The sequence below is a fragment of the Pseudofrankia sp. EUN1h genome, from assembly GCF_001854645.1.
Lineage (GTDB): Bacteria > Actinomycetota > Actinomycetes > Frankiales > Frankiaceae > Pseudofrankia > Pseudofrankia saprophytica.
Window position 1 is genome coordinate 113,150 of the sequence record NZ_MBLN01000065.1, and the last position, 13,481, is coordinate 126,630.

General features: G+C 71.1%; 14 protein-coding genes. 8 read left to right on the forward strand and 6 right to left on the reverse strand.

Annotated features, from left to right (window positions below; genetic code table 11):
* From BCD49_RS25030 to BCD49_RS25045, 4 genes are all read left to right on the forward strand, one after another.
* A complete protein-coding gene (locus tag BCD49_RS25030) occupies positions 1-780 on the forward strand; it encodes an SDR family NAD(P)-dependent oxidoreductase (RefSeq protein WP_071041974.1) in 780 nt (259 codons plus the stop codon).
* A gap of 139 nt (positions 781-919) precedes the next feature.
* Positions 920-1,381 carry a GNAT family N-acetyltransferase gene (locus tag BCD49_RS25035; protein WP_007509004.1) on the forward strand — a complete coding sequence of 154 codons (462 nt, stop codon included), beginning with the start codon at positions 920-922 and terminating at the stop codon, positions 1,379-1,381.
* A 182-nt stretch (positions 1,382-1,563) separates the two neighbouring features.
* Complete coding sequence (locus tag BCD49_RS25040) at positions 1,564-2,799, forward strand: NADH:flavin oxidoreductase (RefSeq protein WP_007509001.1); 1,236 nt, start codon at positions 1,564-1,566, stop codon at positions 2,797-2,799.
* Between the two features lie 79 nt (positions 2,800-2,878).
* Positions 2,879-3,487, forward strand: a complete 609-nt coding sequence (locus BCD49_RS25045; protein ID WP_071041975.1) for a GNAT family N-acetyltransferase — start codon at positions 2,879-2,881, stop codon at positions 3,485-3,487.
* Between the two features lie 120 nt (positions 3,488-3,607).
* Here BCD49_RS25045 and BCD49_RS25050 read toward each other — a convergent pair whose 3' ends face one another.
* Together BCD49_RS25050 and BCD49_RS25055 are read right to left on the reverse strand one after the other, a co-directional pair.
* The gene (locus tag BCD49_RS25050) at positions 3,608-4,432 is read right to left on the reverse strand and encodes an SDR family NAD(P)-dependent oxidoreductase (RefSeq protein ID WP_007508997.1); all 825 of its coding nucleotides are present in this window, start codon (positions 4,430-4,432) and stop codon (positions 3,608-3,610) included.
* 1,097 nt (positions 4,433-5,529) lie between these two features.
* The gene (locus BCD49_RS25055) at positions 5,530-6,054 is read right to left on the reverse strand and encodes a MarR family winged helix-turn-helix transcriptional regulator (RefSeq protein WP_007508996.1); all 525 of its coding nucleotides are present in this window, start codon (positions 6,052-6,054) and stop codon (positions 5,530-5,532) included.
* Positions 6,055-6,381: 327 nt separating this feature from the next.
* Here BCD49_RS25055 and BCD49_RS25060 point away from each other — a divergent pair, with 327 nt between their 5' ends.
* Complete coding sequence (locus tag BCD49_RS25060) at positions 6,382-7,296, forward strand: LLM class flavin-dependent oxidoreductase (RefSeq protein ID WP_007508994.1); 915 nt, start codon at positions 6,382-6,384, stop codon at positions 7,294-7,296.
* Positions 7,297-7,420: 124 nt separating this feature from the next.
* Here the strand turns inward: BCD49_RS25060 and BCD49_RS25065 are convergent, their stop codons facing one another.
* On the reverse strand, positions 7,421-8,491 hold the full coding sequence (locus BCD49_RS25065; RefSeq protein WP_007508992.1) for an LLM class flavin-dependent oxidoreductase: 1,071 nt from the start codon (positions 8,489-8,491) through the stop codon (positions 7,421-7,423).
* Between the two features lie 204 nt (positions 8,492-8,695).
* Here BCD49_RS25065 and BCD49_RS25070 point away from each other — a divergent pair, with 204 nt between their 5' ends.
* Genes BCD49_RS25070 through BCD49_RS25080 form a run of 3 tightly spaced genes read left to right on the forward strand, consistent with a single transcriptional unit; the run spans position 8,696 to position 10,498 of the window.
* A complete protein-coding gene (locus BCD49_RS25070; protein ID WP_007508990.1) occupies positions 8,696-9,070 on the forward strand; it encodes a winged helix-turn-helix transcriptional regulator in 375 nt (124 codons plus the stop codon).
* A gap of 35 nt (positions 9,071-9,105) precedes the next feature.
* Positions 9,106-10,122 (forward strand): NADP-dependent oxidoreductase, encoded by a 1,017-nt coding sequence (locus tag BCD49_RS25075; RefSeq protein WP_035925107.1) that lies wholly within the window; start codon positions 9,106-9,108, stop codon positions 10,120-10,122.
* The gene (locus tag BCD49_RS25080; protein WP_007508987.1) at positions 10,109-10,498 is read left to right on the forward strand and encodes a MerR family transcriptional regulator; all 390 of its coding nucleotides are present in this window, start codon (positions 10,109-10,111) and stop codon (positions 10,496-10,498) included. Before BCD49_RS25075 ends, BCD49_RS25080 begins: the two co-directional genes overlap by 14 nt.
* Positions 10,499-10,599: 101 nt before the next feature.
* Here BCD49_RS25080 and BCD49_RS25085 read toward each other — a convergent pair whose 3' ends face one another.
* The 3 genes from BCD49_RS25085 to BCD49_RS25095 all read right to left on the reverse strand — a co-directional run bounded on the left by BCD49_RS25085 (position 10,600) and on the right by BCD49_RS25095 (position 13,471).
* The gene (locus tag BCD49_RS25085; RefSeq protein ID WP_007508985.1) at positions 10,600-11,490 is read right to left on the reverse strand and encodes an alpha/beta fold hydrolase; all 891 of its coding nucleotides are present in this window, start codon (positions 11,488-11,490) and stop codon (positions 10,600-10,602) included.
* 308 nt (positions 11,491-11,798) lie between these two features.
* The gene (locus BCD49_RS25090; protein ID WP_007508982.1) at positions 11,799-12,320 is read right to left on the reverse strand and encodes an AAA family ATPase; all 522 of its coding nucleotides are present in this window, start codon (positions 12,318-12,320) and stop codon (positions 11,799-11,801) included.
* 59 nt (positions 12,321-12,379) lie between these two features.
* Positions 12,380-13,471 (reverse strand): LLM class flavin-dependent oxidoreductase, encoded by a 1,092-nt coding sequence (locus tag BCD49_RS25095; RefSeq protein ID WP_007508980.1) that lies wholly within the window; start codon positions 13,469-13,471, stop codon positions 12,380-12,382.
* Positions 13,472-13,481 lie beyond the last annotated feature (10 nt).

Below are 13,481 nucleotides of genomic sequence, written 5' to 3' on the forward strand. Positions count from 1 at the left end.
GTGGATCTTGAACTTGCGGGGCGACGCGCGATCGTGACGGGCGGCAGCCGGGGCATCGGGCTGGCGGTGGCCGGCGCGCTGCTCGCCGAGGGCGCCCGGGTGGTGATCGCGGCGCGCGACGGTGAGCGGCTCAAGGCGGCGGCGGCCCGGCTGGCCGCCGGCGCCGATGGCGGGGTGGTCGTCCCGGTCGTGGCGGACACCGGCAGCGACGAGGCCGTGCGGGAGCTGGTCGCTCGCACCGTCGACGAGCTCGGTGGGGTCGACATCCTGGTCAACAACGCCGCCCGCGTCGGCGGCGCGGGCGGCCCCGGGGGCGTGCGCGCCCTCGCCACCGCGGATGCCGCCGCCGACCTCAACGTGAAGGTGCTCGGCTACCTGCGGACCGCGCAGGAGGTCATTCCCCACTTCACGGCGCAGCGATGGGGCCGCATCATCAACATCGGCGGGGTGGCCGCCCGCCAGGTCGGCCTCGTCTCCGGTTCGATCCGCAACGCCGGCATCGTCGCGCTGACGAAGACCCTCGCCGACGAGCTCGGCGCCCACGGCGTCACCGTCAACGCCGTCCACCCCGGCTTCACCCGGACCGACCGGCACGACGGCACCATCACGGTGACCGAGGAGCAGYTCGCCGCCGCGGCCAGGAGCATCGTCATCGGCCGGGTCGTGACGGCGGACGAGGTCGCGGCCGTCGTCACCTTCCTCGCCTCACCCGTCGCCGCCGCCATCACCGGCGAGTCCCTCGCCGCCGGCGGCGGCACTCCCGGCCCCATCCACTACTGACCAGGCGAGATCGGCGACCTTTTCGTCAACGGCCGCGCTCCGGCCCTCCTCTTCCCGGCGCCCTCGGGTATCGGTACGGCGGAGCAGTCGAGCCAGCCTCAGCGGGCACCAGGCCGGCCGCATCGGGAATTGTGGGCGGATGAACGCCCTCAGGGTCCGGGCAGCTCGGCCGGACGACTACGACACCATCGCGGCGGTGGCGGACGACTGGTGGGGCCGGCCCATCGACGCCGCACTCCCGCGGCTCTTCCTCGACCATTTCCACCAGTCCAGCCGGGTCGTCGAGGACGACCACGGCCTGGCGGCCTTCCTCGTCGCCTTCCTGTCACCATCTCAGCCACGCATCGCCTACATCCACTTCGTCGGCGTGCGGCCCGACCAGCGCCGCGGCGGTTGGGCACGCCGCCTCTACGAGGAGTTCTTCCAACGCGCGCGGGCGGCGGGCTGCCGAGAGGTCCACGCGATCACCGGACCGGGCAACACCGGCTCGATCGCGTTCCACCGCCGCCTCGGATTCGCCGTCGGCGGTCCCGTGCCGGATTACAACGGCCCGGGGCGCCCCATGGTGACCTTCCGCCGGCCGCTGACGGACGAGTCCTAGCCACGACACCCAGGGCAGCGCCCTGCGCGCACTAGCCGACATCGGCTTGGGCGCGGGCGAGACAAGGCCAAGCGCGTCGCCTTGGTCAGCGGCGTGAGGCTGACGGACCCGGAGCCGACCAGACGCCGCGTGGAACGCCGCCGCCCCGACCGGTCGGGCACCGCGACGCCGGACAGTGCGGGATGGGCGAACGCCACAGATCTGGACGGAACATCGGCGGCGATGCCCGGATTGGACGCGATGTGACTGTGTCTTCGAGTGTTGCGACGACTGCGAGTGTCACGGCGGCCGCGTCCCCGCTGAGCAGTGAGCGCCTGTTGGACGGGGTGGACGCGGCGGCGCTGTTCACGCCGTTCGCGCTGTCCGGCGTCGAACTCGCCAACCGGTTCGTGATGGCGCCGATGACCCGCCAGTTCTCCCCGGACGGAGTGCCGGGCGAGGACGTGGCCGGCTACTACGCACGGCGGGCGGAGCACGTCGGCCTCGTCGTGACCGAAGGCACCTATGTCGATCATCCGTCGGCCGGGGCCAGCGACCGGGTGCCGCGGTTCTACGGCGACGAGGCGCTGGCGGGCTGGCGCCAGGTCGCCGACGCCGTGCACGCGGTAGGCGGACGGATCGTCCCGCAGCTGTGGCATCTCGGCGCCGGCCGCACGGCGGGTGCCCCGCCGCACCCGGAGGCGGCGGTGTTCTCCCCTTCCGGCCTGCGGCCCGACGGAACGGTGGTCGGCGACGAGCCGAGCACCGCGGAGATCGACGAAGTGGTCGCCTCCTTCGCCCGCGCCGCGGCCGACGCCCGCAGGGCCGGATTCGACGGCGTCGAGCTGCACGGGGCGCACGGCTACCTGCTGGATCAGTTCTTCTGGCCGCGGACCAACCGCCGCGCCGACGGCTACGGCGGAAGTCTGGCCAACCGGGCTCGGATCGGGGCCGACGTCGTCGCCGCGGTCCGTGGAGAGGTGGGACCTGACTTCCCGGTGATCTACCGGTTCTCCCAGTGGAAGGGCGCCGACTACGACGCCCGGATCGCCGAGACCCCCGACGAGCTCGCGGCGCTGCTCACCCCGCTCGCGGACGCCGGGGCCACCGCGCTGCACGTCTCCACCCGCCGTTACTGGCTGCCGGCGTTCGACGGCTCCCCGCGCACCCTTGCCGGCTGGGCCAAGAACCTCACCGGCCTGCCCACCATCGCGATCGGCTCGATCGGCGTGCCGACGGCCTTCCGCGGCGACCACGAGGGCGCGGTACCGACCATGAGCCTCGCTCCGCTGCTGGAGTTGTTCGACCGTGGCGAGTTCGACCTGGTCGCCCTCGGCCGCGTCCTGCTCTCCGACCCGGCCTGGACCACCAAGCTGCGTGACGGTCGCCTGTCCGAGATCCGGGCCTACGACCAGGCCGACGGGTCCCGCCTGACCTGACGACCCGTGGCCGGGCCGCCGCCGGCCCGCCACCACCCGTGGTGTCGATCAAGCCGCGTTCCCAAGGAGCTGCCCGGCCATGCCTTCGTCCTTTGGCGTCACCGCCACGCCCGATGGACAAAACCCGCAGCTCCAGTCGGTGCGGTTCCGACGCGCCGGTGCGGACGACGCCGAGCAGATCGCGGCTCTCCATGCCGACAGCTGGCGCCGCCACTACCGCGGTGCCTATGCCGACTCGTTCCTCGACGGTGACGTGGCGGCCGACCGCCGTGCGGTGTGGTCGACGCGGCTGGGCGTACCGGCCAACAACGAGACGATCCTCGCCGAGCACGACGCCCGTGTGGTGGGCTTCATCCACGTCGAGTTCRACGACGACCCGCGGTGGGGCAGCCTCGTCGACAACCTGCACGTGACCCACGACCTGCGTCGGACGGGTATCGGCACGCGGCTTCTCCATCGCGCCGCCCGCGCCGTCGCCGGGCACGGGGCCAACAATGCGATGTATCTCTGGGTATTGCAGCAGAACACCGCCGCGCTGCGGTTCTACCAAGCGCTAGGAGCCACCGACGAGGGGACGGCGCCTGTATCACCGCCCGGCGGGGACCCGGCCCGGCTCCAGGGCGCGCCGCGCAAGCTGCGCATGGCCTGGGCCGACGTCGCGAGGCTGTTCTCCGACGGCCACCGGTGACGCGGGCGTAGAGCAAGCTGATCGCCACGGCCGGCAGAGCCTGGCCATGGGCCGGAATGCTGTTGCCGCGCGACGCCGGGTCACGCCGGGGTCGGCGGTGCTGCCGTTCTCGCCGTCACCCTAGCCGTCGGTCCGACGGTCGAACTGGGCCAGGAGGTCCAGGGTGATGTCGCGCAGGCGGCGCGCGTCGTCGAGCGCCCACAGCGCCGGCTTCAGCGGCACCCGCTGGCCTTCGAGCACGGCGGTCAGGCGTTCCCGTCCGGGCGGTTCGAGGAACGGGAGGATCTGGGCCACGGCTGTCGACACCGGCTTGCCGATCACTCGCAGCTGGTCGACCTGCGCGGCGGTGACCGGGTCGTACTCACCGGCGAAGCTCGTGACGACCACCCCCGGGTGGTTGAGGACATACCTGATGCCCGTGTCGGCATAGGTCTCGACGAAGTCGAGGCCGAGCAGGTCGTCGAGCCGGGCGGCGTGCCCCATCGCCCCAACGCCGTGGTAGGCGCGTTCCAGTTGCAGGTCGTCCCACCGGACCGGCTCGGTCTGGCCGGCCCCACCGAAGTTGAGCACGACCGGGTGCTCGGCGCGGCTCAGCGGGCCGACCAGCCCGTGGCTGAGCAGGAACCTGCTGAGATAGAACAGCGCGAAGGTGCTCTCGAACCCGTCGGCGGTGACCACGCGAGCTGGCAGGTGGTAACGCGCGCCGAGCACGAGCACGTCGATCACCGGGTGCCGCCGCGAGATCCACTCGACCAGGCGGCGGTTCTCGGCCACCTCGCTCAGGTCGGCGGCGATGAAATGTGCCCGGTCGCCGGAGTTCTCGAAGGCCCGGCCCTTCTTCTCGCTGCGCCCCACGACGAGCACCTCGAACCCGCGGCGGAGGTACTCCGCTGCGAGCCCCCTGCCGATGCCGTCGGTACCGCCTGTGATCACAGCCGTCGCCATACGCCAGCTCCCCTCCGCCGAGGGCGTGCCCAGGTCACGCCAGATACTTTTATCTATCAAAACATCTCCGCGCCGAACGGATCACCCCGGCCGATTGGAGAACCCGCGACCGATGATCGGGACGGTGCCGACGGTCTCACCCGGCGCCGGCCCGACTCACGATCTAATGGGATCGTCGGAGTCAGAGCGAGGAACCCTAATTACTCAGGTCTCGCATCGGATCCGGTCATGGGTTGTGGGGCGGATCCCGGCTTCCCGCCCGCCACAGCCCATGGATGGATGGGCGGGCAGCGCGCAGCGGCGGCCGGTCGCTTCTAACCCGCGTCGCGGCGGGCGCCAGCAGGATCCCGGGCGTCGGGTCAGACGTCATGGGCGCGAAACGGCGCTGGTTGTGACTCTGACGTCGGACAGGACGAGCACGCGGCCGCACGAGCGCCCGGACGGCGCCCCGACCGAGCCCGGGCCGGGCTCCAAGCGGGGTTGACTCCGCGATCGCCAAGGCAATTCCACGGTGATTGCGTTCCTGCGTACCAGAGCGAGGAAACGAAATTACTCAGGTCCGGGCCAGAAGATCCGCATGACGCCGGTCACCTACGCGTAGGGCACGCCGAAGCGGCATCCGACCCGCGCCGACTCGTGCTCCCACCAGCCGGGACGGCCTGCCTGCCACCAGCCTCTGGCGGACCGTGGCGGATGAATGACCCCATAGGCCCAATCATCTGACACACATCGACAGCAGTACGGCGAAGTGTGTTGGTTCAGGCTGTCTATGGACACGCCAAAATGCCACGATCCCGCTTCGGAACCAGGGCGCGGTCGAGGGCACTCCAGATTGCCCGCGGCGCGACCCAGGCAGTCACACCAGCCGGCCACAACGAGCCGTCAGCGACCACCTCAGCCGTGTTCTCCCAGTCACACCCCGTACACCACGTCCGTCAGACTCCGCCCTCTGGGATCGTCAAGGCGTTCGTAGAGCAATTGGGTTCTTGCGTGCCAGAGCGCCGAAAACCCCACCGGATCACCGGCGGCATCCTAGCGTGGTCAGTCACCAATGGCTTTCAGCGCGCTAACGGGTCAGGGCGGGTCGGCCCCGATTGCTAGCGGGAAGCCGTTCCGCCGGTCGCGCCAGTCCCGAACAGCTCGCGCATGCCGGCGAGCATGTGGTCGTGGACGAGCAACAGTACGTCGGCCGTCAGGTCAAGTCTGTCGTCCGGGACGCCGGCGAACACTTCCCGTAGGAGCGCGTGCCGCGCGGTGCGCACCTTCCGGACAGTCTCACGACCTTTGGACGTTATGGCGATCAGGCTCACGCGCCGGTCTCCCTTGACGGGAGTCGCCTCGACGAGGCGGTTCTCGCGGAGCTGACGCAGCTGGAGCGAAGCCGTGGAGATGTCGATCCGCAGGCACTCGGCGATGTCGGAGATCCGCAGCGGCTCGGCCAGGTCGAAGAACTCCAGCAACCGCAGTTCGCTCGGCGGCAGCTCGCAGCCCGAGCGCTCGGCGATCTCCGCCCGGATATGCCTGCTCTCGCTCCAACGCACCAGCGCCGCGACGCCGGCCTCCAGCCTCTCCAGCGGCGCCTGACCTGATGTACGAGGAGAGGGCGGCAGGGCGGCGCTCACCGCGCCAGGCTACCCGTTCACCTCCCGCCGAGCCGGCACGCCGATCACGGCGGTAGCGCCCAGCTCCTGTGCCAGCCCCAGATCGGCTCGCCGGCGGGATGGTGTCCCGGCCACTACCACCCTCAGCGCGGTCTTCCTGGCCGCGTCCCGGCCCATGACAGTCGGAGAGGCGCGACGACTTGCGCCACAGGCGTGACGAACTGGGCATCGGGCCGCAGCGCCCCGGCGTGTACTCCCCGCTCCGAATCTCAGGGCAGACCCGTTCGCCGAAACGTCCCGCGCGGCTGACAGAACGGCGAAGCAGCCCCTCGAACGAAAGGCGGAAAAATGTCTGTAGGAGAAGTCGTCTTCGGTTTTGGCGCGCACTGCGGCATCGGCGACGGGCCGGAGCTGCTGCGCCTGGCCGAGCAGGCCGACCGCGACGGGCTTGACATTTTCTCGCTGTCAGACCATCCCTACATCGGCGGGCGACTGGACGCGTATGCCTCCCTCGGATTCGTCCTCGGACGGACCCGGCAGCTCGCGGCCTTCGCCAACGTCACCAACCTGCCGACCCGGCCCGCTCCCGTGCTGGCGCGGACGGTGACGTCGTTGTCCGCGCTCTCCGGCGGCCGCATCGTTCTTGGCGTAGGTGTGGGTGGTCTGTGGGACCGGATCTCCGACATGGGCGTGCCTCGTCTGTCACCGGGTGACGCCGTCGACGCCTTCGAGGAGGCGGTCGTCCTGATCAGGAGGTTGTCCGGTGGCGGTCCGCCGGTCACCCATCGGGGCCGCCACTACCGAGTGGACCAGATCGAGCCGGCGCCGGTGGCCGCCGTCCCCGTGTGGACCGGATCGGTCGGCCCGAAGTCGCTGACCGCCACCGGCCGCGTGGCCGACGGCTGGATCCCGGGCCACGCGGCGGACTGGCTCAGCCAGCGATACCGGGAGTCACGGCCGATCATCGACGAAGCGGCGACGGCCGCCGGGCGCGATCCGCATGCGATCCGCACGGTCTACAACCTGCCCGGACGCATCACCGACCGCCCAGCGGCCGCCACGCGTGACCGCGACGGCCGGTGGACCGGCGGTTCCGCCGACCAGTGGGCCGAGGAGCTGACCGCGGCCGTGCTGACGCACGGCGCATCCGGCTTTCTCCTCTTCTCGCCCGGCGGGGGCACGCCGGACGCCGTTTCCGTCGCCCGCTGGGCCCAGGAGATCGCCCCAGCGGTGCGCGAGGCGATCGCCAAGGAGAACGGCTAACGGCCCCTGGCGCGAGCCGGCGACGCGGGGACGAGACGCCTCGGCCCGCGACCGCCGAACGGATAGGACAACCGGCGTTCCAGGGCCTGCCCTGTCCACTGTTCGCATTTCCACGTACGACGGCCTAGCCAGGTACGGCGGGCTGGCGGTCGTGGCCCGGCGCGACGTGCCGGCGCAGGGCGGGCGCGATGACCTCGCCCAGTCGGTGCAGCGACTCGCGCACCGCGTCCTCGGGCAGGCCGCCCCAGTCGATCAGCGCGTGGACCCGGTCGAAGCGCACCGCGTCGTACAGCTCGGCGAGCTTCTCGGAGACCTGCTCGGAGGTGCCGATCATCAGGTGCTGGCCAGGACGTAGGCCCAGGGCGAACTGCTCGCGTTCGACGACGAAGCCGCCGCCGCCGGGGTGCTTCGGGCGCAGAAAGTCGTGGTAGTAGGGGTAGAGCGACATCGCCTCCCCAGCGCTCGACGTGCCGAAGTAGTGCAGGGCGACGCCGAGGCGCAGGTCGTCGGCGTGCCCCGACTGGGCGCCGGCCTCCCGGTACACGTCGGCGAGTTCGCGCAGYCGCGCCGGGGTGCCGCCGATGTAGCCAAGGATCATCGGCAGCCCGAGCCGGCCCGCCCTGGCGGCGCTGGCCGAGGTTCCGCCGACGCCCAGCCAGACCGGCAGCGGCTCCTGGACGGCCCTGGGCATGACGACCGCGTCGCGTAGCGGCGGCCGGAACCGGCCTCGCCAGGTGACCACCGGCTCAGCGCGGATCTTCATCAGAAGATCCAATTTCTCCTGGAACACCGCGTCGTACTGCCCGATGTCGACCCCGAACAGCGCGAACGGCTCGGGGTAGGCGCTGCGACCGACGATGATCTCGGCGCGCCCGCCACTGAGAAGGTCCAGGGTGGCGAAGTCCTGGTAGACCCGGACGGGGTCGAGGGCGCCGAGCGTCGTGACGGAGCTGGTCAGCCGCAGCCGGGAGGTGCGGGCCGCAATGGCGGACAGCACTGCGGCCGGCGACGAGACGACGAAGTCCGCGTTGTGATGCTCACCCAGCCCGAAGTGATCCAGCCCGAGCTCGTCGGCCAGCACCCCGAGCGACACGATCTGCTCGACGCGCTGACGGGGGGTGCGGCGCGTGCCGTCCACGGTCACGGGCTGCAGGTCCGACAGCGAGGTGACGCCGATGTCGAGGTCCCGGCTCACGCGTCGCCAACCTCACGCGGCGCTTCCCACCGGGCCATCGTTCCTGCTCCGGCCCCGGGAGCCCGACCTTCATCCGCGCCGATCTCGCCGACGGTGCACATCCAGCATCCTCTCGCTCATGAACTATTGATAAGATAGCTCGATACGAAAAACATAGTCAAGGCAAGATCGAGAGACACCCCGCGACGGTAGGGTGTCAGCGACATGGCTGCGAACAGCGATCGGGACGGGACGCAGGCCGCCGCCGGCGGCGGCCTGGACTTCCACACGGCCATCGAGCTGATCGGCCGGCGCTGGACCGGAGTGATCCTCGCCGAGCTGCTCGCCGGCCCGATGCGGTTCGGCGAGCTGCGCGAGCACATCCCGAGAATCACCGACGCGATGCTCTCCCAGCGCCTCAAGGAGCTCGAGCAGGCCGAGGTCGTCGAGCGGGTGGTGACCGTGGCCAGGCCGGTGGAGGTCCGTTACGCCCTCACCGCCATCGGCCGCCGCCTCGAGCCCGTGCTGGACGCGGTCCGAGCGTGGAGCGTGGACTGGGCAGCACATCAGGCAGCCAAGTCAACGCGTGACGCACGTTGACCTTGACGTGGGCGTCAGGGCTTAGCGTCGCCGCCGTGTCGACGACTCGAACCTCCCGTCAGGTCCTGCTTGCCCACCGTCCGCAGGGGACGCCCGTCCCCGCGGACTTCCGCCTGGTCGAGGTGGACGTCCCGCCGTTGACTGAGGGGCAGGTGCTGGTGCGCAACACGTACCTGGCGCTGAGCGCGGCCATGCGGACGTTGATGTCGGACGAGGACGTTCCCCTGCCGATGTACCGGGTCGGGGAGGTGCTGCACGGGCCGGCGCTCGGCGAGGTGGTCGCGTCCACCGACCCGGGGTTCGCGCCCGGGGACCTGGTGCGGCACCGGTCGGGGTGGCGGGAGCACGCGTGGGGCCCCGCCTCCGGATTCCTGCGGCTGGACCCGGACCTGTACCCGGACCCGGTAGCTCACCTGTCTTCGGGGCTGACCGCCTACGCCGGCCTCATCGCCGCGGGACGGCTGGCGGCTGGCGAGACGGTACTGGTCACCAGCGCCGCCGGGTCGGTCGGCAGCGTGGCCGGCCAGCTCGCCCGGCTGCTGGGCGCGGGCCGGGTGATCGGTACCGTCGGCTCGGCCGCCAAGGCCGACTATGCCACCGGCGTCCTGGGCTATGACCAGGCCCTCGACTACCGCCGCGGTCCCATCGGCGATGCTCTGGGCGCCGCGGCCCCAGACGGCGTCGACGTGGTCTTCGACAACGTCGGCGGTGCGCAGCTGCGCGCGGCGGTCCACGCGGCCCGGCCCCGGGCTCGGATCGTGATCTGCGGCGCGCTGGCCCACCAGGCCGCGCACGAGCCCGCGTCCCTGACAGTGGACACGATGGCCGTCGCGGGCAAGCGCCTCACCGTCACCGGATTCACCGCCGCCGACCATCCCGGCCTCGCGGCCGAGTGGCCGGCCCGCTTCGCGGCCTGGCTGCGTGACGGCTCCATGCACCTGGCCCACACGCGGCTGGATGGGCTGGACTCCGCCGTGCCCGGGCTGCTCGATCTGCTCGCCGGTCGGCACACCGGCCTGGTCGTGGTGGACTTGAGGAATGCGTATCACTGATGCGGCCCGTGCGGTCGGGGCGACGCCGCGGGCGCTGCGCTGGTACGAACAGCACGGCCTCATCCGCGCAGCGCGCACCCCGGCCGGTTACCGCGACTACAGCGACTCGGACCTGGCACGCATCCGGAACATCCGCACCCTGCTGAGCCTCGGGTTCACCCTGGAGGACATCGCCACCTTCGATGCGTTCCTCGACGGACGACTCCCCGAACGGTTCGCGGCCAGTCCTGGCGGCCCCTGCGAGGCCGCCCTGGCCCGGAGCCGGGAACGGCTCGCCACCCTGGATCGGCGAATAGCCGAGCTCACCGGGCTGCGCGACCGCCTCGCCGCGTCGATCTCGACAGGCGACGACGCCCCGGCCTCGTCCCGCGGCTGAACGTGCGGTGCCGCGGGCGCGAGAGACGTGGTGCCTCGGCCGCGGGAGAGCGGTGCCTCGAGCGGTCCGCCGCCGCGACACCGTCGAGCCGGCGGACTCGCTCAGCCCGCCTGGCCGGCGAGAAAGCGGCTGATCGCGGCGGCGAGCGCGGCCGGCTGCTGTTCCTGGACGTTGTGGCCCGTCTCGAACTCGACGACCTCGGCCCGCGGCACGCGGGCGCGGAACTCGTCGACGACCTCCGGCGAGAGGAACCCGTACCGCCCGCGGACCAGCAGCACCGGGATCGTCGTCGCGTCCAGCCCGGGCCACAGGTCACCGAAGTCGACGCTGAACCGGGCGCCGGGCGGCGGGCTGGCGAAGTGGTGCTTGAACACGACCGTGCCGTCGTCGCGAACCCGGGTGTTGAGCACCACGCCCCGGGTGAGCGCCGGCCGTGACGAGCCGATGCCGGCGGCGAGGGCCTTCTCGACGATCTCTTCGCGGGAGCCGAACTCCTGCGGACCGGCGAGGAAGTCGATCACCTGGGCGGCGTCCTCGGGGCGCTGGTTGGGGCTGGCGTCCACGAGGACCAGGCCGCCGACCAGATCCGGACGCGTCTGCGCCAGGGCGATCGCGGTATGGGCTCCCAGCGACTGGCCCACGACGGTCTGCCGGACGCCCGGCTCGACGGCGTCGAGGACGGCGGCCACGGCTGTGGCGTTCCGCTGCGGGGAGTAGTCGAAGTCGTCGCGCCACGCCGAGTCGCCGTGGCCCGGCAGGTCGAGGGCGAGAGCCGGCCGGCCGAGCGCGAGCAGCGTCCCGTCCCAGGTGTGGGCGTTCAGGCCGCCGCCGTGCAGCAGGGTGATCTCCGGCGAGGCACCCCACAGCAGCGCGCTGAGGGCGCCCTCCGAGGTCGTCACGTCGAGGCGGCGCACCGTCGGAAGCTCGGGCGGGGCGCCCACCTCGGCCGCCTCCTCCGCGAGAAAGTCGAACTCGGCGGGGTCGTGACCCATCGTCGTCCTCCTGTCGCCGCCCGGTGCACCGACCGATGTCTCGGCTGTCGGCGACCGGCTGCTGAAAACCCTCGTCACGATAACGAACGCGAGATTCTCGGCACCCTTCTTCCGGCCCGTCCGGCCCCAACTGATAAGCGATCGATACAAACCGTTCACGGAGACAGGTTCGCTGGCAGGCGCGCCGCCGTCGATGCGCGACGAGGACGGACCCGGCAGTGGTCGAGACCGACCTCGCGACGCCGGCGAGGTCCCACCGCCGGTCACGGGTCGCCCCGGGACGCGCCCGGCCGCGGGACCTGTCCGGCCTACTCCTGGACGATGACCCGCTCCCCCTCGCCCACGGGTTCCTGAAAATTGGCGAAGTAACGTTCCAGGAGTTCGTCGGAGACGGTAACGCTGTTCGCGTCGCTGTGCTGGTTGCGGACGGCCAGCCGACGCCGCAGCGTTTCCAGGTCGACCTTCAGCCGGATAAGCTCCCACCGGCATCCGTGGCTCTCGATAGCGGCCTTGTACCGATCCCGGGTCGCCCGGTTCCAGAAGCTGTAGTCGATGACCACGGGCAGCCTCGCCGTCATCAGACGGATAAGATCTTCCCATAGTTTCCGCTCGGCGGTGGACTTGAGATGCTCGTATTCCGCCGGGTCGAGGTCAGCCGCATCGTGGCCGATCCATTCCCACACCAGCTCGTCGATCGAAAGCCGGGTGTAGCCGCGGCGCTCGAGGGCCCGCGCATATGTGCTCTTGCCAGAGCCGGACAGGCCGCACATCATCACGACGAGGCCGCGTTCCCTCCCGGTGAGGTCCGGCAGAAGATCCGCATCGTCCACGAACGCGAGGCTAGCGCGACGTCCACCCGCAGGTGATCGCCGCCGGCGTGTCGTGGCGATCACCTGGCGCGAGCAGGTCCGCTCGCGGTTTCGAGCGCTCTGGGCGGCGGCGTGCGCCAGTCGTCGATCGGTTTGTTCGGGAGCTCCCGGCGGATGACCGGCGCGATCTCGGTGGCGAAGATCTCCAGGGTGGCCCGGTAGTCCTCCGGGGTGAGTGCCTCCGCGTCGACGTGGATGTGCACGAGGTCGTGCTGGAACGTCTCGTACTGGGCCAGCAGGATGTCGATCACCTGTTGCGGGCTGCCGACGAGTGCCGAGGTCTTGGTGATGAAGTCCTCGACCGTGGCGATCCCGAGCCGGTCGATGGCCGCGTGTTCGTAGCGGCGGTTGTAGGCCAGGCGCCGCTCGAAGACGGGTGTGAACTTCCGGACCGCCTCCTGGCTCGTCGAAGCGGCAAGGAATCCGCCGGTGCCGACGCCCACCAGAGCACCGTCCGGGTCGTGGCCGTAGAAGGCGAACCGCTCCCGGTAGTACCGCACGCTCTCGAGATACCGGCCGACGGCGGCGGTCCCGATCGAGGTGAACAACGGGTCGCCGTGCCGGGCGGCGAAGTCGGCGCTTTCCAGGTTCGTGTTGGCGCCGTGCCAGATCCGCAGGCCGCGCCGACCCGGCCGGGGTAGCGCGGTCACGTCGACCAGCGGTGGTCGGAAGCGACCCGTCCAGTTCACCTTGGTCTCGTTCCACAGTGCGCGAAAGGCCTCGTAGTTCTCGCGCAGCCGGTCCCACTGGTCGTCCGGGGTCACCCCGAAGATGCGATGGGTCTCCGCGTAACCCCCCTTGCCGATGACGAGGTCGAGGCGCCCGTCGGCGAGGTGGTCCAGCGTCGAGTAGTCCTCGACGGCCCGCAGCGGGTCGTGCAGCCCGAGCGTCGAGACCGTCGTGACCAGCTGGATCGTGCCGGTGCGCGCGGCGGCGTTGGCGAGGATCACCACCGGCGACGAGGAGACCGCCAGGCCGTCGTGCCGCTCACCGATCCCGTAGGCGTCGAACCCGAGCCGCTCGGCGAGAACGGCCTGGTCGACCAGGTCCGTGATCTGCTGCCGCACTGACTTCCGCTCGTGCGAGACGTACGGCAGGAGGAGGAACTTCATCTGTGGTCTC

Excerpts from the sequence above, each read along its gene's own strand:
- BCD49_RS25035 (WP_007509004.1), top strand. The coding sequence starts at position 920 with ATGAACGCCCTCAGGGTCCGGGCAGCTCGGCCGGACGACTACGACACC.
- BCD49_RS25040 (WP_007509001.1), top strand. The coding sequence starts at position 1,564 with ATGGGCGAACGCCACAGATCTGGACGGAACATCGGCGGCGATGCCCGG.
- BCD49_RS25050 (WP_007508997.1), bottom strand. The coding sequence starts at position 4,432 with ATGGCGACGGCTGTGATCACAGGCGGTACCGACGGCATCGGCAGGGGG.
- BCD49_RS25060 (WP_007508994.1), top strand. The coding sequence starts at position 6,382 with ATGTCTGTAGGAGAAGTCGTCTTCGGTTTTGGCGCGCACTGCGGCATC.
- BCD49_RS25070 (WP_007508990.1), top strand. The coding sequence starts at position 8,696 with ATGGCTGCGAACAGCGATCGGGACGGGACGCAGGCCGCCGCCGGCGGC.
- BCD49_RS25080 (WP_007508987.1), top strand. The coding sequence starts at position 10,109 with ATGCGTATCACTGATGCGGCCCGTGCGGTCGGGGCGACGCCGCGGGCG.
- BCD49_RS25085 (WP_007508985.1), bottom strand. The coding sequence starts at position 11,490 with ATGGGTCACGACCCCGCCGAGTTCGACTTTCTCGCGGAGGAGGCGGCC.
- BCD49_RS25095 (WP_007508980.1), bottom strand. The coding sequence starts at position 13,471 with ATGAAGTTCCTCCTCCTGCCGTACGTCTCGCACGAGCGGAAGTCAGTG.